Raw genomic sequence first — 18,981 nt, 5'->3', positions numbered from 1 at the left:
GGCGGTCAACTGCCGGTACACAAACCCAGTGGCACTCGGTTTTGTGTACCCTGACTCACATCAGTTCCCCGTTACGAAGGAGTAATCATGGGCAAGCGATCCGGAGGATAGAACCCGGCAGGGGGGCAGACCGTGTCCAACGGGGACTTCACCGCGTTCCCCGACCCGATCGGCAGGGCATCGACGCCGACGCGGCACGCGAGGCGGGATTCACCCCGGTGGCGACGCCGGCCGAGGCGGACATCGCCGTCGTCCGGCTGGCGGATCCGCGCGGGGGAGCGGACCTGACGGACCTCGACTTCAGCGGGGACGAGGGGGACTACCAGGCGCTGGTCGCGGCGTCGGACGCCGGTATCCCGACGATCGCCGTGCCGAACCTGGCGCGGCCCCTGATCCTGGGCGACGTCGTCGAGCATGCGGATGCCGTCCTCGCGGACTACGGGGTCTCCGACCGCGTCCTGCTGGATGTGCTGCGGGGCAAGGGAGCGCCGGGCGGCCGGCTGCCCTTCGAACTGCCGTCGTCCATGGCCGAGGTCGAGGCCCAGTTGCCCGACCTTCCCGATGACACGGCGGCGCCGCTGTTCCCGGCAGGGTTCGGGCTGGCCTACGGGCGAAGCGGCAACTGACCGGAGCGGCATCCTGGCCGGGAGGTCAGGATGCCGGCCGCGGTCCGCGCGAGAGCAGCGGCTCCACCCGGAACGGGATGAGCTCGCCCATGGCGAGGGAGGTGTCGCAGCGCTCGACGCCGTCGCAGCTGAGGATCTTGCCGTTGATGCGGAAGAGGTCCTCGGCGTCGACGGCGACCACCCGCACCAGGATGTCCGCCTGGCCGGTCAGGCCGAAGGCCTCGATGACCTCGGGTACCGCGGCGATGCTGTGCGTGATCGCCGCCAGCTTCTGCTGCTGCACGTGCACGTGGATGAAGGCGGTCAGCGGGTAGCCGAGCGAGACCGTGTTGATGCGCCGCTCGAAGGAGAGGAAGACCGCTTTCTTCTCGAGCTGCGCCATCCTCGCCTGCACCGTGTTCCGTGACAGCCCCAGCTTCTGCGCGAGCGCGACGACGGTGCGCCGGGGGTCCTTCGCCAGGGCCAGCAGCAGGCGCGTGTCGGTGAGGTCGAGGGGTTGCATAGTGCGCAACGCTAACACGGCCCCTCGCGCCCAGATAGTGCAATCTGCTCAGTCGAGAACAGAACAGTTGTGCCATCTGACCCCTGTGAGTAGGGTCACACTCACTCCGGGTAAAGGCGCCCGGGGCTCCTCCTGGCGGCCCGATCGGCCGGTGGAGGGGTGTCTGCGAGTACGAAGGTTGCGTGCAATGACCCAGGACGGCGACCAGCCAGGATCGGGACCGACCGGACGCGGCGACGACGGAGCGGAGAGCGGGACGGTCTACCCCGGCCCCGCCCGTGCCGGCGGGGATCGCCTCGTCCAGCTCATCGACCACCATGGGGTCCGTCATCCGCACGGACACTACGACCAGCTCGTCGCGGATGTCGACGGCGCCGCCCTGCGGAAGCTGTACGAGGACATGGTGGTGGTACGGCGTATCGACGCCGAGGCCACCGCACTGCAGCGCCAGGGCGAACTCGCCCTCTGGCCGCCGCTCCTCGGACAGGAAGCGGCCCAGATCGGTTCCGGTCGTGCCCTCCGCGCCGACGACTTCGTCTTCTCCAGCTACCGCGAGAACGGTGTGGCCTACTGCCGGGGCGTCGACCTGACCGACATCCTGCGGGTCTGGCGCGGCAACGCGTCCTCGGGGTGGGACCCCTACTCCATCAACATGGCGACGCCCCAGGTCATCATCGGTGCGCAGACCCTCCACGCCACGGGCTATGCCATGGGCATCATCAACGACGGCGCGGATTCCGTCGCGGTCACCTACTTCGGGGACGGCGCCACCAGCCAGGGGGACGTCAACGAGGCCATGGTCTTCGCCGCGAGCTTCCAGGCGCCGGTGATCTTCTTCTGCCAGAACAACCACTGGGCCATCTCCGAGCCCGTCGGGCTCCAGGCGCATGTCCCGATCGCGCGGCGGGCGCCCGGCTTCGGCATCCCCTCCGTGCGGGTCGACGGCAACGACGTCCTCGCCTGCCTCGCCGTGACGCGCGAGGCCCTCGCACGCGCCCGTTCCGGCGGCGGCCCCACCTTCATCGAAGCCGTGACCTACCGCATGGGCCCGCACACCACTGCGGACGACCCGACCCGCTATCGGGATGCGAACGAGGTCGAGGACTGGACGGCCCGCGATCCGCTCGCCCGGCTCGCCACCCTGCTCGACTCGCTCGGGCTGCTCGGGGCGGAGTACACGGACGCGGTGAAGGCCCGGGCCGATGCTGTCGCCGCCGAGCTGCGCGAGGGCTGCCTCGCCATGGCCGAGCCGGCGCCCGCAGACGTCTTCAGACACGTGTACAGCTCGCCCAACCCGGAGCTCGACCGCCAGCAGGACCACTACGAGCGCTACCTCGCCACCTTCGCCCAGGCTCCCCAGGAAGGATCCCGCTGATGTCCACCATGACCTTCGGCCGTGCGATCAACGCCGGACTGCGCCGCGCCATGGACGAGGATCCCAAGGTGATCCTGATCGGCGAGGACATCGGGAAGCTCGGTGGTGTCTTCCGCATCACGGACGGCCTGCAGAAGGACTTCGGGCCGCACCGCGTCCTCGACAGTCCGCTCGCCGAGGCCGGCATCATGGGGACCGCCGTCGGCATGGCGTACCGCGGATACCGTCCGGTCGTGGAGATCCAGTTCGACGGCTTCATCTACCCGGCCTTCGACCAGATCGTCTGCCAGGTGGCCAAGCTGCACTACCGGACGCAGGGCGCCGTGAAGATGCCGCTCACCATCCGCGTGCCCTTCGGCGGCGGCATCGGTTCCCCGGAGCACCACTCGGAATCACCCGAGGCGTACTTCACCCACACCTCCGGCCTGCGCGTGGTGAGCGTCTCCAACCCGCAGGACGCCTACACGATGATCCAGCAGTCCATAGCCTGCGACGACCCCGTGCTCTACTTCGAACCCAAGCGGCGCTACCACGTCAAGGGCGAGGTCGACGAAGCGCTCGATCCGTGGTCGTCGGACCTGGGTGCCGCGCGCATCGTCACCGAGGGCACCGACGTCACCCTCGTGACCTACGGCCCGCTCGTGCCGACCGCCCGCGACGCCGCGATCGCGGCGTCCGACGAGGGCATCTCGATCGAGGTGATCGACCTCCGGTCCCTCGCCCCGATCGATTTCGCGACGGTCGAGGCGTCCGTCCGGAAGACCGGACGGCTCGTCGTGACGCACGAGGCCGCCCGGGCGGGCGGACTCGGTGCGGAGATCGCTGCCAGCGTCACGGAGCGGTGCTTCGACTACCTTGAGCACGCCCCCGTCCGCGTCACCGGCTTCGACATCCCGTACCCCTACTCCAAGCTCGAGTTCCACCACCTGCCGGACCTCGACAGGATCCTCGACGGCGTGGACCGGGCGATGCGCCGGCCGAACTCCCTGAGCGGACTCGACGTCCCCGGAGCGGCACAGTGACCGCGCCGGGCGTGACCGCCACGCGCATCCGGGAGTTCCGGCTCCCCGACCTCGGTGAAGGCCTGACCGAGTCCGAGATCGTCCGGTGGCACGTCGCCGAGGGGGACACCGTCGAGCTGAACCAGGTGATCGCCGACGTCGAGACCGCCAAGGCCGTCGTGGAGCTGCCGTCACCGTACGCCGGTGTCGTCCTGCGGCTGCACGAGGCCGCGGGCGCCGTCGTCGACGTCGGGGCGCCGATCGTCTCCTTCGAGGTGGCGGAGGAGCCCGACACCGGTCTTCCCGTGCCGCGGCCGGCCGCGGACAGCGGGCATGCTCCCGCGAAGCGCGAACCGAACCTCGTCGGATACGGGGCCGCCGTGGAGAAGGGCGGGCGCCCGCAGCGCCGACACCGTGTGGTGGCCCCATCTGCCGGGTCGCCCGCGCCGTCGCGGAGCGTGCCGCCCGTCGCGGCCCCGAGCACGCCCGTCCCCGTGGCTGTGCCCGTCGCCGCGGCCCTGCCCGTGCAGCACGGCCCCGGCGCGCCGCGGACGGGTGAGAGGCCGCGGTCCACGCCCCCGGTGCGCAAGCTCGCCCGGGACCTCGGCATCACCCTCGACGACCTGACGGGTACCGGACCGGGCTCCCTCATCACGCGCGGGGACGTGCTCGCAGCCCTCGCCGGGACCGCCGGATCCCTGCCGGGCGGACCCGGCACGGCGGTGCTCGATGCCGCGTCGGAGCCGCCGACCGCGTCACCGTCCTCGACGCCGACGACGCCGGCCCAGACACGGACCCCCATCAGGGGCATGCGGAAGCACACGGCGGCCGCCATGGTGGCGAGCGCCTTCACGGCGCCGCACGTGACCGAGTTCCTCACCCTCGACGTCACGCCGACAATGGACCTGCTGGCGGAGCTGAAGGCGAGCCGTGGGTTCGAAGGCACGAGGGTGACGCCGCTGACCATCGTGGCCAAGGCGGTGTGCATCGCCGTCGCCCGCAACCCGACCCTCAACTCCTCCTGGGACGAGGCGGCGCAGGAGATCGTGCAGTACTCGGACGTGAGCCTCGGGATCGCCGCGGCCACGCCGCGCGGCCTGCTCGTACCGAACATCAAGGCCGCGCAGTCCCTTCCCCTGACGGACCTGGCGCGGGCGCTGGCGGCGCTGGCGGAGACCGCCCGTGCAGGGAGGACCCCACCCGCGGATCTCGCGGGCGGGACGATCTCCATCACCAACATCGGCGTGTTCGGCATCGACGCCGGCACCCCCATCCTCAATCCGGGGGAGGCCGCGATCCTGGCCGTGGGAGCAGTACGCACTACGCCGTGGGAGCACCAGGGCGCCGTCGCCCTGCGATCGGTCCTGACGCTCAGCCTGTCCTTCGACCACCGGCTCGTGGACGGCGAGCAGGGCTCGCGCTTCCTGGCCGACGTCGGGACCATCCTCAGGAATCCGGCGATGGTCCTGACGATGGTGTGAGGGGCGTGACCGGCACGCCGTGATCTCAGGGGAAGAGGGCGGCGTATCCTTCGGAGCGCGCGAGGTATGGCTCCCACGGGATCTGGTCGGGATCGGTACCGCCGACCGCGGCCACGAGGCGATCGAGGTAGTAGTCCCAGCCCGGTCCTACGCTCCTGGCCATGGCCGTTCCTGCCGGTCCGTCAGGGACGGTCTGGGTGAATTCCAGAACCGTCCGTCCGTCCGCCTCGCTGAGCTCCAGGGTGTGCTGCCAGGACACGCGGGGACCGGACCCGTCGGCTGAGAAGGGGGCACTGTCGCGGCTGCGCACCCCGAAGTGGCGCGGCGGCTCACAGGCCTGCACGAGGTAGGCCTCCTCGGGTGCGTCGTCGCCTTCGGCGGTCATTCTGAAGACGATCCCGCCGGAGGCCGGGTCCCCGGTCCAGGTGCCGATCCAGCGCTGCATCAGCCGCGGTTCCGTGCAGGCCGCCCAGACGTCGCCGATCGGGGCGGCGAACGAGCGGGTGAAGACGAGCTGTTCCGCGCCGTCGCGCGTCGCCCGGCTGCCGAGCTGGGTGGTGCTCATGCGGTGTCCTCCTGGCGGTGAGGCAGTGCTAGGGCAGTTCGAGGATGAGCTCGCGCACCACGGCCCCGCGGGCGGGTGCGAAGCCCTGCGTCTCGCCGACCTGATGGAAGCCCCACCGCTCGAGGATGCGGATGGAGCTCACGTTGTCGGCGACGGCGCGCGCCCGGATGGGCCGCTGCGTCACCTCGTCGAGGAACTGCCCGACGGCCGCCGTCGTGATGCCCTGTCCCCAGCGGGAGCGGTCGATCCAGTAGCTGATCTCGGGGGTCTCGTCGTCGTGGTAGGCGAGGATGCTGCCCACGACGTCCCCGCCGGAGAGGATGGTGCGCACCGTGATCTTGCTGTTGTTGAGGATGTCCTGCCAGTGGTGGTCGAAGACGCCGCGGTCCGAGGGGTTCTTCGCACCGAAGGCAGCCATGTGGTTGGCGCTGGGGTCCAGCTGGTGCGAGAAGAATTCGTCGAGGTCGGTTGCTTCAACGGGACGTAGCGTGATCACAGCGGTACTTTCAGTCGGTGGAGGGGCCGGGCGGGCAGCGCGGCCGGTGATTCTCGTGGCTTCAGCGTACTAGGCGCCCCGACGTGTCCACGGGGGCGCGCGGCAGGGCGTCACACGGTCAGGGCGGCCCATGCCATGTCCTGCAGCAGTTCCCGCAGAGCTCCGACCTCGCGTCCCGGGCGGGTGCCGTGCGCCGTGTGCGGGGTGGAGTTGATCAGGCCGAACACGGCATGGACCCGGCGCCGCAGCAGGGAACGGTCCGCCTCCGGCAGATATCCGGCGAGCTCGTCCACCCACACCTGCACGTAGCTGCGCTGGAGGGAGCGCACGTTGCGTTCGTCGTCATGCGCCAGGGAACCCAGGTCGCGGTCCTGTACACGGATCACGTCGGCGTTGCTGAGGGCGAACTCCACCTGGAAGCGGATGAGTCCCTTCAGGGCCGCTTCAGGGGAGGACGCCTCCTCCGCGACCTCCCTGCCGCCCTCGAGCAGGTCCTCGCTCACTCCCGTGAGCAGCGCGGAGAGGACCGAGGGCTTGCCGGTGAAGTGCCTGTACACGGCCGGGCCGCTCACGCCCGCGGCAGCCCCGAGGTCCTCGATGGACACCCCGTTGTAGCCGCGCTCCGCGAACAGGTGGGCGGCGGCATCGAGCAGTGCGGCGCGGCGGGTGGCCTTCGCGATGCTTCGACCGGTCACGCGGTCTTCGGTGGGCAGGCGCTCCATGCAGGTCCTTGTCGTCCGCCGGGGAAATTCGTCCCCTCATTCTGATGGACATCCAGGTTAATGACCACTAACCTGAATTCGGTTAGCGCCTGCTAACTGAAGGATGCTCGAGGAAGTAGTCGATGGAGACTCTGACATCGAAGGTCGATCCGCTCTCGCCGGCGTTCAGGGCGAACGAGGCGGCGCAGTCCGAGCTCGTCGACGAGCTCCGCCGCCGGCTCGCGACCGCAGCGCTGGGCGGCCCGGAACACTCCCGCCAGCGGCATGTCGCCCGCGGGAAGCTGCTTCCCCGGGAGCGCATCGACCAGCTCCTCGACGACGGCAGTCCCTTCCTCGAGATCGCGCCCCTGGCAGCGAACGGGATGTACGACGACGAGTGCCCGGGCGCCGGCGTGATCGCCGGAATCGGGCTGGTCCACGGCCGCCATGTCCTCGTGATCTCCAACGACGCCACCGTCAAGGGCGGCACGTACTACCCCCTGACGGTGAAGAAGCACCTCCGCGCCCAGGAGATCGCCCTCGAGAACCAGCTACCGTGCGTGTACCTCGTCGACTCCGGCGGAGCCTTCCTCCCGCGGCAGGACGACGTCTTCCCGGACCGCAACCACTTCGGCCGCATCTTCTTCAACCAGGCGACGATGTCGGCGCGGAAGATCCCGCAGATCGCCGCCGTCCTGGGCAGCTGCACCGCCGGCGGGGCGTACGTGCCCGCCATGAGCGACGAGACGGTGATCGTCCGCAACCAGGGCACCATCTTCCTGGGCGGCCCCCCGCTCGTGAAGGCCGCGATCGGGGAGGTCGTCACCGCGGAGGAGCTCGGCGGCGGCGACGTCCACTCCCGCACCTCCGGTGTCACCGACCACCTCGCGGAGAACGACCAGCACGCGCTCGAGATCGTGCGCGACATCATCTCCACGCTGCCGCCCGCGACGGCGGAGCCGCATGCGGCGGCCGTTCGGGAGGAGGCACGGGAGCCGGTCGTGGCCCAGGACGAGCTGTACGGCGCGGTGCCCACGGACGTGAACGCGTCCTACGACGCCCGCGAGGTCATCGCCCGGATCGTGGACGGCTCGCTCTTCCACGAGTTCAAGCGTGAGTACGGGGCCACCCTCGTGACGGGCTTCGCGACCATCCACGGCCACCGCGTCGGGATCGTGGCCAACAACGGGGTGCTCTTCAGCGAGTCCGCGCTGAAGGGTGCCCACTTCATCGAGCTCTGCGACCAGCGAGGCATTCCGCTGGTGTTCCTCCAGAACCTGTCCGGCTTCATGGTCGGCAAGGACTACGAGGCCGGCGGCATCGCGAAGAACGGGGCCAAGATGGTCACCGCCGTCGCCACCTGCCGCGTGCCCAAGCTGACCGTCGTGATCGGCGGGTCCTTCGGCGCCGGCAACTACTCCATGTGCGGCCGTGCGTTCTCCCCGCGCTTCCTGTGGATGTGGCCCGCGAGCCGCATCTCGGTCATGGGAGGCAACCAGGCCTCGGCGGTCCTGGCCACGGTCCGGCGTGACCAGCTCGAGGCGCGCGGAGAGCGATGGTCGCTCGAGGACGAAGAGGCGTTCCGCGTGCCGATCCGCGACCAGTACGAGGCCCAGGGCAACCCCTACTACTCGACGGCCCGCCTGTGGGACGACGGCGTGATCGACCCGGCGGACACCCGGACCGTCCTCGGCCTCGCGCTCGACGTCTGTGCCCGCGCACCGCTGCCCGATACCTCCTTCGGCCTCTTCCGGATGTGACCAGATGACACCACGCACTTCCTCCCCGACCGGCCTCTGGCCCTTCGACACCGTCCTCGTCGCGAACCGCGGGGAGATCGCCTGCCGCGTCCTCCGGTCCGTCCGGGCGCTCGGACTCCGATCGGTGGCCGTCTACAGCGACGCCGACGCCGGTGCGCGCCACGTCCTCGAGGCCGACGTCGCCGTCCGGATCGGCCCGGCCGCACCGTCGGAGAGCTACCTCTCGATTCCCGCCGTCGTCGAGGCCTGCCGCCGCACGGGGGCTGGGGCGGTGCACCCCGGCTACGGCTTCCTCAGCGAGAACGCGGCCTTCGCCGACGCGCTGCGGGACGCCGGGATCGTCTTCATCGGTCCGTCCGTCCACGCGCTCGACGTCATGGGGGACAAGATCCGGTCGAAGAACCACGTGGCCGCCTCCGGTGTCCCCGTGGTGCCCGGCATCGCAGAACCCGGCCTGTCCGACGACGACCTCGTCCGTGCCGCCGTCGAGGTCGGCTTCCCGCTGCTCATCAAGCCGTCCGCGGGCGGCGGCGGCAAGGGCATGCACGCCGTCCACCGGCCGGAGGACCTCTCCGAGGTCCTCGTCACAGCGCGTCGCGTCGCGGCCCGCGCGTTCGGCGACGACACCCTGTTCCTGGAACGCCTCGTTCCACGCCCGCGGCACATCGAGGTGCAGGTGCTCGCCGACACGCACGGCGCGGTGCTCCATCTGGGCGAGCGCGAGTGCTCGCTCCAGCGGCGGCACCAGAAGGTCATCGAGGAGGCGCCGTCGGCCCTGCTCGACGAGGCGACCCGGCGTCGGATCGGCGAGGCCGCGTGCGCCGCGGCCCGCAGCGTGGACTACACCGGCGCGGGAACGGTGGAGTTCCTCGTGTCGGATGCCGCGCCCGACGAGTTCTTCTTCATGGAGATGAACACGCGCCTGCAGGTCGAGCATCCCGTCACGGAACTGGTGACCGGCATCGACCTCGTGGAGTGGCAGATCCGCATCGCCGCGGGTGAGGCGCTGCCGTTCACGCAGGACGACGTCGTGCTGACCGGCCACGCGATCGAGGCACGCGTGTACGCCGAGAACCCGGAATCCGGGTTCCTGCCGTCGAGCGGAAGCATCCGGTCACTCGTGGAGCCGACAGGGGAGGGCATCCGGGTGGACAGCTCCCTCCTGCACGGCGGGACCGTCTCGTCCTCGTACGATCCCCTGCTCGCCAAGGTCATCGCCTGGGGCGCCGATCGCGGGCAGGCGCTCGACCGCCTGGACGCCGCCCTCGCCGGCACCGTGGTGCTGGGCGTCGACACGAACATCGAGTACCTCCGCCTGCTGGTCGCCGACGACGACGTGCGGGCGGCGCGCCTGGACACCACCCTCATCGAGCGGAAGCTGCCCGACTTCGCCTTCCGCCACGTCACCGCGCAGGACCTGGTGCTCGCCGCCGTCCTGCTCGTCGAGGCCGAACCGGTGGCGCCGGGAGGCTCTCCGTGGCACCGCGGGGACGGGTTCCGCCTCGGGACGCCGCGTCCGCGGTCCGTGGTGCTCGAGCACGACGGCGGGACGGCGACAGTCACGCTCCTCCGGGCGGGAGGCAGCTGGGACGCCACGGTCGACGGCGTCACCCTGCCGGTGCGAGTCGACGGGGCAGGCGTGACGATCGACGGCATCCGGTCGAACCGGCAGCATGCCCTCGACGGGGACACGGTCTGGCTGGGCGACACCGGCTGGTCCGCCCGCCTGCGCCGCCCCGGCCGCCGCGAACTGCTCGACGCCGTACTGTCCAGCATCCCGCAGGCGGAGGGGGCAGCGGATCCCCTCGTCCGCAGCCCCATGCCCGGCACCGTCGTGTCCGTGGCGGTCGAGGACGGTGCCACGGTGCAGGCCGGCGACATCCTCGTCGCGGTGGAGGCCATGAAGATGGAGCACCAGCTCACTGCCGCGCTGTCCGGCGTCGTCCGCCTGTCCCTGAAACCGGGAGACCTCGTCAGGGCACAGCAGATCGTCGCAACCATCGAGGCCGCCGGCGGCGGTCCCACCCCCATACCCGGTTCCACGGAAGGGAACGCAGCATGAACTTCGAACTGAACGAGGAGTACCAGAGCCTCGTCGACACCGTCCGCGAGTTCGCCGACGAGGTCGTGGCACCCGTCTCGGCCAGGCACGACGCCGAGCACAGCTTCCCCTACGAGGTGGTCAAGCAGATGGGCGACATGGGCCTGTTCGGGCTCCCGTTCCCCGAGGAGTACGGCGGCATGGGCGGTGACTACTTCGCCCTGTGCCTCGCCCTCGAGCAACTGGCCCGCGTGGACCAGTCCGTGGCCATCACCCTCGAAGCAGGGGTCTCCCTCGGCGCCATGCCGGTCTACCGCTTCGGCACGGAGGAGCAGAAGCAGCAGTGGCTGCCGTCCCTCGCAGCAGGGACGGCCCTCGGCGGGTTCGGCCTCACCGAGTCGGAAGCCGGTTCCGACGCCTCCGGCACGAAGACGACGGCGAAGCTCGAGGACGGGCCCGACGGCGCCGAGTGGGTTATCGACGGCACCAAGGAGTTCATCACGAACTCGGGCACCGACATCACCTCACTGGTCACCGTCACGGCCGTCACGGGCACCTCTCAGCGGCCCGACGGCTCGGTGAAGAAGGAGATCTCCACCATCCTGGTACCTACGGACACCCCGGGCTTCACCGCAGAGAAGGCCTACAACAAGGTGGGCTGGAACGCCTCCGACACGCACCCACTGACACTCCGGGACGTCCGCGTACCCGAATCCAACCTCCTCGGGACGCGCGGGCGCGGCTACGCCAACTTCCTGCAGATCCTCGACGAGGGGCGCATCGCCATCGCGGCGCTCGCCACCGGTGCCGCCCAGGGGTGCGTGGAGCAGTCGATCCGCTACGCCGGGGAGCGCAGGGCGTTCGGCAGCACCATCGGTGCCTACCAGTCCATCCAGTTCAAGATCGCGCGCATGCACGTGCGCGCCCACACGGCCCGCCTGGCGTACTACGACGCCGCGTCGAGGATGCTCGCGGGAAAACCCTTCAAGACGCAGGCGTCGATCGCGAAGCTGGTGGCCGGCGAGGCCGCCATGGACAACGCCCGCGATGCGACCCAGATCTTCGGGGGCTACGGTTTCATCAACGAGTTCGTGGTGTCGCGGCACTACCGGGACTCGAAGATCCTCGAGATCGGCGAGGGGACCACGGAGGTCCAGCTCATGCTGATCGCGCGGGAGCTGGGCCTCTAGCCCGGGCGGGACAGGAACGGCACGGGTAGCAGGCGGACAGGGCGGCGAAGGAGGAGCAGTGATCGACAAAGTGGTGGGCAGTGCGGCGGAGGCCGTGGCGGACATTCCCGACGGTGCGTCCCTCGCCGTCGGCGGATTCGGACTGTGCGGCATCCCGGTGGCCCTGATCGACGCCCTGCACCGGCAGGGCACATCGGAGCTCGAGACGGTGAGCAACAACTGCGGCGTGGACGGCTGGGGGCTCGGCATCCTACTGGCCGACCACCGGATCCGCCGGACGATCAGCTCCTACGTGGGAGAGAACAGGGAGTTCGCCCGCCAGTACCTCTCGGGCGAACTCGAGGTCGAGCTCACGCCGCAGGGCACGCTCGCCGAGAAGCTCCGTGCAGGCGGCGCGGGCATCCCCGCGTTCTACACGACGGCGGGCGTAGGCACGCAGGTCAGCGAGGGCGGCCTGCCCCAGCGGTACGACGCCGACGGCAACGTCGCGCGCGCGTCGAAGGCCAAGGAGGTGCGGTCCTTCGACGGCACCGACTACGTGCTCGAGGAGTCCCTGCGACCGGACTACGCGCTGGTGCACGCCTGGAAGGGCGACCGCCACGGCAACCTCGTCTTCCACGCGACCGCGATGAATTTCAACCCGCTGTGCGCCCAGGCCGGGAGGATCACCATCGCCGAGGTCGAGGAACTCGTGGAGCCGGGAGAGCTCGACCCGGGTGCGATCCATACGCCCGGCATCTTCGTGCAGCGCGTGGTCGTCGCCCCGGACGTCGAGAAGCGCGTCGAGAAGCGGACGGTCGCACTCACCGGCCCCACATCATCCGAAGGAGCCTGACCATGGCACTCACCCGCAACGAGCTCGCCGCGAGGGTGGCGCGGGAGCTGGCGAACGGACAGTACGTGAACCTCGGCATCGGCATGCCCACCCTCATCCCGAACTACATCCCCGACGGCGTCGAGGTGGTGCTGCATTCGGAGAACGGCATCCTCGGGGTCGGCCCGTACCCGGCGGAGGACGCCCTCGACCCGGACCTCATCAATGCCGGCAAGGAGACCGTCACGGCCAATCCGGGAGCCGCCTTCTTCGACTCGGCGTCCTCCTTCGGCATGATCCGCGGCGGCCACGTGGACGTCGCGGTGCTCGGCGCCATGGAGGTCGCGCAGAACGGCGACCTCGCGAACTGGATGGTTCCCGGCAGGATGGTCAAGGGGATGGGTGGGGCCATGGACCTCGTCTTCGGGGCGAAGCGCGTGATCGTCATGATGGAGCACGTGGACCGCTCCGGCCGCCCGAAGATCGTCGAGGCGTGCACCCTCCCGCTGACCGGGAAGGGCTGCGTGGACAGGATCATCACCGACCTCGCCGTGATCGACGTCGGACCGGACGGCCTCGTGCTGCGCGAGACCGCGCCCGGCGTCAGCACGGACGACGTCGTCGCGGCCACGGGAGCGCCGCTGCGGATCGACCTGGGCCGGTCTGCCGCATGAGCGACGCGGCAGCTCCCGGTCGGCGCGTCATCGAGCAGCGCGGGCTGTACGTCGACGAGCTCGAGGTGGGGTCCGTCTACGCGCACCGTCCCGGCCGGACGCTGACGGAAGCCGACAACGTCCTGTTCACCACCCTCACCATGAACACGCAGGCGCTGCACCTCGACGCGGCCTGGTCCGCGGGCCAGCCGTTCGGGCAGCGGCTCGTGAACTCGATGCTGACCCTGGCGACGCTCGTCGGGCAGTCGGTCGCGCAGCTCACGCAGGGCACCATCGTGGCCCAGCTCGGACTCACCGACGTCGCCTTCCCGAAGCCGCTCTTCCACGGGGACACCCTGTACACCCGGACCGAGATCACCGGCATCCGGCCGTCGTCGTCCCGCCCCGGGCAGGGCATCGTGACGATGGTCCACACCGGCCGCAACCAGCACGGTGACATCGTGGCGACAGCGAGCCGCTCGGTGCTCATGTGGTCATCGACGGCATCGCGGGAGCAGCAGGGATGACCGGCCCCGTCCTCGGCCCGGCGCTGCTCTTCTGCCCTGCCGACCGGCCCGAGCGCTACGGAAAGGCCGCCGACCGCGCCGACGCCGTCATCCTCGACCTCGAGGACGCCGTCGCCCCCGGAGCCAAGGAAGCGGCCCGGGCGGCACTGGTCGCCTCCGCACTGGCACCCGAGCGGACCGTGGTGCGGCTCAATCCCGTGCGCACCCCCGACTTCGCGCTCGACTGCGGGGCCGTCCGCCGCAGCGGCTACCGCAGCGTCATGCTCGCCAAGACCGAATCGCCCGACGACGTCGACGCCGTGCGCGCGGCACTCGGGGACGTCGGCGTCATCGCGCTGTGCGAGACCGCGCGGGGCGTCGTGAACGCGGTGGGCATCGCCGCAGCGGACGGTGTCACCGCGCTCATGTGGGGCGCGGAGGACCTCGTGGCGTCCCTCGGAGGAACCTCGAGCCGCGGCCCGGACGGTGCCTACCGTGCGGTGGCGCTCCAGGCGCGCTCGCAGGTCCTCCTCGCCGCGGGAGCCGCGGGGGTCGGAAGCATCGACGCCGTCTACGTGGACATCGCCGACACCCGGGGCCTCGCCGCGGAGGCGGAGGACGCCGTCGCCTCCGGGTTCTCCGCGAAGGCCTGTATCCACCCGGGTCAGGTCCCAGCGATCCGCGCCGCGTTCGCGCCCGGCGAGGACGAAGTAGGGCGCGCCCGTGCACTGCTCGCCGCCGCAGAAGGGGAGGGTGGCGTCTTCGTCCATGAGGGGCGGATGGTCGATGAACCGATCCTCCGCCACGCCCGCAGCGTCCTGGCGAGGGCAGCACGCCGATAGGAGCCGGCCTTGGGGGATGTGGAGAGCCCCGCGATCTTCTCGACCCGCTGCGGGCAAGACGCCGGTTCCTGGACTCATCCGCCCGATGATCACCGAACCGACCGACCGCCGGCTACGGCGGCACGACGGCGTGGCGGAACCCGTACGACTGCGGCCGCGGAGCACCAGGACTGCCCGCCGCTCGCAGGCGGGAGGAGAAGCGCCGGGACTCTGCGGGATACTGGAGCCATGGATCTCAGCAACCCCACCCGGCACCTCCGGCGCGTCTCCATCCTCGGGTCCACAGGCTCCATCGGGACCCAGGCGCTCGAGGTGATCGCCGCCGCCCCGGACCGCTTCAGCGTCGCAGGCCTCAGTGCGGGCGGGCGCAACCTGGAACTCCTCGCGCGGCAGGCCGTCGCCGTCCGGGCACCCGCCGTCGGTGTGGCCTCCGCCTCCGCAGACGAGCTCGAGCGGGCCATCGGCGCTGCGGCCGACGCCGCCGGCATCACCGGATACTCGCCGGAACTCTTCGCGGGCGAGAGCGCCGCGGCGAAGGTCGCAGCCTGGCCCGACGCCGACGTCGTGCTCAACGGCATCACGGGATCGATCGGCCTCGAGCCGACCCTCGCCGCGCTCGCGGCCGGGCACCTGCTCGCACTCGCGAACAAGGAATCGCTGATCGCCGGGGGAGCGCTCGTCCGCGCGGCGGCCGCGCCGGGGCAACTCGTGCCCGTCGATTCCGAGCACTCCGCCATCGCGCAGGCGCTGCGCGGCGGCGCGGCGGATGAGGTGGACCGGCTCGTCCTCACGGCGTCCGGCGGCCCGTTCCGGGGGATGACACGCTCCCAGCTGCAGCACGTCACCCCGGCGCAGGCCCTCGCCCACCCCACCTGGGACATGGGGCGCGTCATCAGCACGAACTCCGCCTCCATGGTCAACAAAGCCCTCGAGGTGATCGAGGCCCACCTCCTCTTCGACGTCCCGCTCGAGCGGATCGACGTCGTCGTGCACCCGCAGTCCGTGATCCACTCGATGGTCCAGTTCGTCGACGGCTCCACACTGGCCCAGGCATCGCCGCCGGACATGCGCCTGCCGATCGCCCTCGGCATCGGCTGGCCGTTCCGGGTGCCCGGTTCGGCGAAAGCCTGCGACTGGACCCGGCCCGCGGAATGGACCTTCGAAGCCCTGGACGAGCAGGCCTTCCCCGCGATCGCCCTCGCCAAGCAGGCCGCGGCCGAGGGCGGCACGCGCATGGCCGTGTTCAACGCGGCGAACGAGGAAGCGGTCGAGGCCTTTCACAGGGGGGCCATAGGCTTTCCTGACATCGTGGACACGGTGTCCGCCGTCGTCGACGAGCAGCGTGCCCTCGAGAGCTCGGGCGCTGCACGCGGCGAGCTCAGCCTGGACGCCGTCCTCGAGGCGGAGCGCTGGGCACGTCGGAGCGCCCGGGTGCGTTGTGGCCTCGGAGAGTTGTTGCCGCAGGATCCGGCAGCCGATCGTGAAGGCCAGAAGGAAAACCCGTGACCGTACTGTTGTTCATCGCCGGAGTGCTCTTCGTCGTCGTGGGGATCGCTGCGTCGATCGCGCTGCACGAAGTGGGCCACCTGGTGCCCGCGAAGCTCTTCAAGGTCCGTGTCACGCAGTACATGGTCGGGTTCGGTCCCACCGTCTGGTCGAGGCGCCGCGGAGAGACCGAGTACGGGCTCAAGGCGATCCCCGCCGGTGGCTACGTCGCGATGGTGGGCATGTTCCCGCCGGCGACGACGGAGGCCGGCGCCGTGCGGCAGTCGAGCACCGGCGTCTTCCAGCAGCTGACCGACGACGCCCGCCAGGCCGCGGCGGAGCAGCTGCTGCCGGGCGACGAGAACCGCGTGTTCTACAAGCTGCCCATCTGGAAGCGGATCATCATCATGCTGGGCGGTCCGCTGATGAACCTCCTGATCGGGACGGTACTGTTCGCCGTCCTCATCATGGGCTTCGGCACCGCCCAGGCGACCACCACCATCGCGTCGGTGTCCGAGTGCGTGGTGCCGGCAAGCCAGCAGGCGGCGACCGGCCAGACGGAATGCGGGGCAGGGGATCCCGCAGCCCCGGCCTTCGAGGCGGGCCTGCTGCCCGGTGACCGCGTGGTCGCGTTCGACGGCCGGGAGGTCACCGGCTGGGACGAGCTGTCCGGGTGGATCAGGGATGCCGCCGGCCGCGAGGTCGCCATCTCCTACATCCGGAACGGCGAGACTCTCGACTCCACGATCACGCCCCTGCTGACGGAGCGGCCCGTCGCCACGGCGGACGGCGCGCCGGAGGTCGACGACGACGGCAACGCGGTGACGCAGGAGGTCGGCTTCATCGGCGTCGGTTCGACGCAGGAGCTCGTGCCCCAACCAGCGAGCGAGGTACTCCCGGCCGTCGGCGATTCCCTCGCCCGCGTCGCCGGAGTGGTGCTGAACCTCCCGCAGCGCGTCGTCGAGGTCGGCCAGGCCGCGTTCTCCGATGCCCCGCGTGACCCCGAGGGGCCCATCAGCGTGGTCGGCGTCGGCCGGATCGCGGGAGAGATCTCCGCCATGGAGGAGGTCCCGGTCGCGTCCCGCGCGGCGACGCTCATCGGACTGGTCGCCGGCGTGAACCTGGCACTCTTCGTGTTCAACCTGATCCCACTCCTGCCTCTCGACGGCGGTCACGTGGCCGGAGCGCTCTGGGAGGGACTCCGGCGCGGTATCGCGCGGCTGTTCAAGCGTCCCGATCCCGGGCCGTTCGACATGGCCAAGCTCCTGCCCCTCACCTATGCGGTGGCGATCCTGCTCATGGGCATGGGAGTCCTGCTGATCTACGCGGACATCGTGAAGCCGGTCGATCTCTTCGGGTAATCGGTTGTAAACCATATTTCAACCAAATATGGTTGAACTATGTTCGTCCTCACGATCGACCAGAAGGGAAGCCGCTCGTCGCAGGACCGCGTTCCTGACCTGCTCGGCCTCCTGGCGCCCATCAGGACGGTGCTGCCCTGGGAGCGCTCCGTCGGCGACGAGGCGCAGGGCGTCGTGGCCGGTGCGAGCGACGTCGTCGACGCCGTCCTGCTCTGCCTCCGTGCCGGCGGCTGGTACGTCGGGATCGGGATCGGTGACGTGGAGCGGCCCTACCCGCCCTCGCCACGGGAAGGCCGCGGTTCTGCCTTCGTCGCTGCCCGTAAGGCCGTCGATCGTGCCAAGAAGACGGGGGACCGTGCGCCCCTGGCCGTCGAGGGGCCCGACGCTCGGGCCGATCTCGCAGCGGAAGCGGAGGGCGTGCTCGCGCTGCTCGGACGGCATGTCCTGGCCCGTTCCGACGCCGAATGGCGCATCCTCGACCTCCTGCAGTTCGGTGAGCGCGGCACGCAGACCTCCGTGGCGCGGACCCTCGGCATCAGCCCCCAGGCCGTGAGCAAGGCGGCGGCCCGGGCAGCCTGGCACGAGGAGCATGCCGTCCGCCCCGCGGCCGCGCGGCTCCTGGCATGGGCGGACGCTGCGACGTAGCCGCCGGCGGGGAGTGACCGGCGAGCAGCCCTCGTGGGGGGTGCCGTGCTGTAGACATGGGGTGCGACGTCAGCTGGGACGTCGGACCGCCGGGAGGGAATCGTATGGACGCACTCTGGATCGCAGTGGCCCTGCTCGTCGCGGGCGGCGTCGGCTCGCCCGTGACCATGCTCGTGCTGCGCCTCGCCCGCTCCGTCGACACCGCGGAACGGCGCCGCGAGGAACTCCCCGAACCGGCGGACCAGCCGCAGCTCGACCTCCCGGCGCCGCCGGCCGAACCGCCCAGGGCGCCGGTGGACGCCCTGCCGCCCGGAGTCCTGCGCGGCGGACTGGTCATCGGGGTCCTCGAGCGCCTCGCCGTGACGGTCGCGATCCTCGGCGGCCAGCCCGTCGCCATCGCCTACGTCGTGGCAGTCAAGGCCCTCGGCCGCTACGCCGAGCTCAAGGAGAGCCCTGCAGCGTCGGAACGCTTCATCATCGGGACCCTGTCCTCGCTGCTCTGGGCCGCCGGCGTCGCCGCGATCATCAAGGTCTACCTCCTGGAAGTCCCGTAGGGTGAAACCCATGAGCATCTTCGCCGTGGAATACGTCTACAACCCCGACCATGAGGACCTCCGCGCCCAGCACCGGCCGGTGCACCGGCAGTGGCTGGAAGGACTGGTCGCGGACGGCCGCGTGCTGGCCTCCGGTCCGTTCGCCGACGGTACCGGAGCCCTCCTGCTGTTCTCCGCCGAGACGGAGGCAGACCTGAACCAGCTGGTGAGCCAGGATCCGTTCGCGCAGGCCGGCGCCATCTCCGCCGTGAAGACCACCGCCTGGGCGCCGGTGATCGGAGCCTTCAGGCACCTCGTGTGACCTGGGTCCCGAGAGGACGGCGGAGCGCCGGACCGGGTGGATAATGAAGACAAGAATCTCAAAGACGTGCGGTCAAGGCCGC

At 70.6% G+C, this 18,981-nt stretch carries 20 protein-coding genes; 16 read left to right on the top strand and 4 right to left on the bottom strand.

Features of this window, described 5'->3' with window-relative positions; all coding sequences use genetic code 11:
* Nucleotides 1-41 precede the first annotated feature (41 nt).
* Nucleotides 42-626: a glycoside hydrolase family 3 C-terminal domain-containing protein gene (locus AC1MFI_RS17140; RefSeq protein WP_479818464.1), complete on the top strand. Its 585-nt coding sequence runs from the start codon at nucleotides 42-44 to the stop codon at nucleotides 624-626.
* A gap of 25 nt (nucleotides 627-651) precedes the next feature.
* Here the strand turns inward: AC1MFI_RS17140 and AC1MFI_RS17135 are convergent, their stop codons facing one another.
* Nucleotides 652-1,128, bottom strand: coding sequence for an Lrp/AsnC family transcriptional regulator (locus AC1MFI_RS17135; protein ID WP_479818462.1), 477 nt, complete (start codon nucleotides 1,126-1,128; stop codon nucleotides 652-654).
* 187 nt (nucleotides 1,129-1,315) lie between these two features.
* Here AC1MFI_RS17135 and pdhA point away from each other — a divergent pair, with 187 nt between their 5' ends.
* From pdhA to AC1MFI_RS17120, 3 genes are read left to right on the top strand one after another with little or no spacing between them, the layout of a single operon-like run.
* Nucleotides 1,316-2,503, top strand: coding sequence for a pyruvate dehydrogenase (acetyl-transferring) E1 component subunit alpha (gene pdhA / locus AC1MFI_RS17130; protein WP_479818460.1), 1,188 nt, complete (start codon nucleotides 1,316-1,318; stop codon nucleotides 2,501-2,503).
* Nucleotides 2,503-3,525 (top strand): alpha-ketoacid dehydrogenase subunit beta, encoded by a 1,023-nt coding sequence (locus AC1MFI_RS17125; protein ID WP_479818458.1) that lies wholly within the window; start codon nucleotides 2,503-2,505, stop codon nucleotides 3,523-3,525. The genes pdhA and AC1MFI_RS17125 overlap by 1 nt, the downstream gene beginning before the upstream one ends.
* Before the next feature lie 11 nt (nucleotides 3,526-3,536).
* On the top strand, nucleotides 3,537-4,985 hold the full coding sequence (locus tag AC1MFI_RS17120; protein WP_479818456.1) for a dihydrolipoamide acetyltransferase family protein: 1,449 nt from the start codon (nucleotides 3,537-3,539) through the stop codon (nucleotides 4,983-4,985).
* 25 nt (nucleotides 4,986-5,010) lie between these two features.
* Here the strand turns inward: AC1MFI_RS17120 and AC1MFI_RS17115 are convergent, their stop codons facing one another.
* The 3 genes from AC1MFI_RS17115 to AC1MFI_RS17105 all read right to left on the bottom strand — a co-directional run bounded on the left by AC1MFI_RS17115 (nucleotide 5,011) and on the right by AC1MFI_RS17105 (nucleotide 6,768).
* Nucleotides 5,011-5,550 carry an SRPBCC family protein gene (locus AC1MFI_RS17115; protein WP_479818454.1) on the bottom strand — a complete coding sequence of 180 codons (540 nt, stop codon included), beginning with the start codon at nucleotides 5,548-5,550 and terminating at the stop codon, nucleotides 5,011-5,013.
* A 28-nt stretch (nucleotides 5,551-5,578) separates the two neighbouring features.
* Nucleotides 5,579-6,046: a GNAT family N-acetyltransferase gene (locus AC1MFI_RS17110; protein WP_479818452.1), complete on the bottom strand. Its 468-nt coding sequence runs from the start codon at nucleotides 6,044-6,046 to the stop codon at nucleotides 5,579-5,581.
* Nucleotides 6,047-6,156: 110 nt separating this feature from the next.
* Nucleotides 6,157-6,768: a TetR/AcrR family transcriptional regulator gene (locus AC1MFI_RS17105; protein WP_479818451.1), complete on the bottom strand. Its 612-nt coding sequence runs from the start codon at nucleotides 6,766-6,768 to the stop codon at nucleotides 6,157-6,159.
* A 122-nt stretch (nucleotides 6,769-6,890) separates the two neighbouring features.
* Between AC1MFI_RS17105 and AC1MFI_RS17100 the strand changes: the two genes are divergently transcribed.
* The 12 genes from AC1MFI_RS17100 to AC1MFI_RS17045 all read left to right on the top strand — a co-directional run bounded on the left by AC1MFI_RS17100 (nucleotide 6,891) and on the right by AC1MFI_RS17045 (nucleotide 18,899).
* Nucleotides 6,891-8,507, top strand: a complete 1,617-nt coding sequence (locus AC1MFI_RS17100) for a carboxyl transferase domain-containing protein (protein WP_479818449.1) — start codon at nucleotides 6,891-6,893, stop codon at nucleotides 8,505-8,507.
* Between the two features lie 4 nt (nucleotides 8,508-8,511).
* The gene (locus AC1MFI_RS17095; RefSeq protein WP_479818447.1) at nucleotides 8,512-10,569 is read left to right on the top strand and encodes an acetyl/propionyl/methylcrotonyl-CoA carboxylase subunit alpha; all 2,058 of its coding nucleotides are present in this window, start codon (nucleotides 8,512-8,514) and stop codon (nucleotides 10,567-10,569) included.
* Nucleotides 10,566-11,738 (top strand): acyl-CoA dehydrogenase family protein, encoded by a 1,173-nt coding sequence (locus tag AC1MFI_RS17090; protein ID WP_479818445.1) that lies wholly within the window; start codon nucleotides 10,566-10,568, stop codon nucleotides 11,736-11,738. Before AC1MFI_RS17095 ends, AC1MFI_RS17090 begins: the two co-directional genes overlap by 4 nt.
* Nucleotides 11,739-11,796: 58 nt before the next feature.
* Nucleotides 11,797-12,573 carry a CoA transferase subunit A gene (locus AC1MFI_RS17085; protein ID WP_479818443.1) on the top strand — a complete coding sequence of 259 codons (777 nt, stop codon included), beginning with the start codon at nucleotides 11,797-11,799 and terminating at the stop codon, nucleotides 12,571-12,573.
* Nucleotides 12,574-12,575: 2 nt separating this feature from the next.
* Nucleotides 12,576-13,226 carry a CoA transferase subunit B gene (locus AC1MFI_RS17080; protein WP_479818441.1) on the top strand — a complete coding sequence of 217 codons (651 nt, stop codon included), beginning with the start codon at nucleotides 12,576-12,578 and terminating at the stop codon, nucleotides 13,224-13,226.
* On the top strand, nucleotides 13,223-13,732 hold the full coding sequence (locus tag AC1MFI_RS17075) for a MaoC family dehydratase (protein ID WP_479818439.1): 510 nt from the start codon (nucleotides 13,223-13,225) through the stop codon (nucleotides 13,730-13,732). Before AC1MFI_RS17080 ends, AC1MFI_RS17075 begins: the two co-directional genes overlap by 4 nt.
* Entirely contained in the window at nucleotides 13,729-14,553 is an 825-nt protein-coding gene (locus tag AC1MFI_RS17070) for an HpcH/HpaI aldolase/citrate lyase family protein (protein ID WP_479818437.1), read from the top strand. The genes AC1MFI_RS17075 and AC1MFI_RS17070 overlap by 4 nt, the downstream gene beginning before the upstream one ends.
* 228 nt (nucleotides 14,554-14,781) lie before the next feature.
* Nucleotides 14,782-16,059, top strand: a complete 1,278-nt coding sequence (gene dxr / locus AC1MFI_RS17065; RefSeq protein ID WP_479818435.1) for a 1-deoxy-D-xylulose-5-phosphate reductoisomerase — start codon at nucleotides 14,782-14,784, stop codon at nucleotides 16,057-16,059.
* Entirely contained in the window at nucleotides 16,056-17,399 is a 1,344-nt protein-coding gene (locus AC1MFI_RS17060) for a M50 family metallopeptidase (RefSeq protein ID WP_479818433.1), read from the top strand. The genes dxr and AC1MFI_RS17060 overlap by 4 nt, the downstream gene beginning before the upstream one ends.
* Nucleotides 17,400-17,438: 39 nt before the next feature.
* Complete coding sequence (locus AC1MFI_RS17055; protein WP_479818431.1) at nucleotides 17,439-18,044, top strand: MarR family transcriptional regulator; 606 nt, start codon at nucleotides 17,439-17,441, stop codon at nucleotides 18,042-18,044.
* A gap of 104 nt (nucleotides 18,045-18,148) precedes the next feature.
* A complete protein-coding gene (locus AC1MFI_RS17050; RefSeq protein ID WP_479818429.1) occupies nucleotides 18,149-18,598 on the top strand; it encodes a hypothetical protein in 450 nt (149 codons plus the stop codon).
* A gap of 10 nt (nucleotides 18,599-18,608) precedes the next feature.
* Nucleotides 18,609-18,899 (top strand): YciI family protein, encoded by a 291-nt coding sequence (locus tag AC1MFI_RS17045; protein WP_479818427.1) that lies wholly within the window; start codon nucleotides 18,609-18,611, stop codon nucleotides 18,897-18,899.
* The last annotated feature ends 82 nt before the right edge of the window (nucleotides 18,900-18,981 follow it).

It is taken from the genome of Arthrobacter sp. BC5 (assembly GCF_056680255.1).
This window is presented reverse-complemented; position numbering and strand designations above follow the sequence as displayed.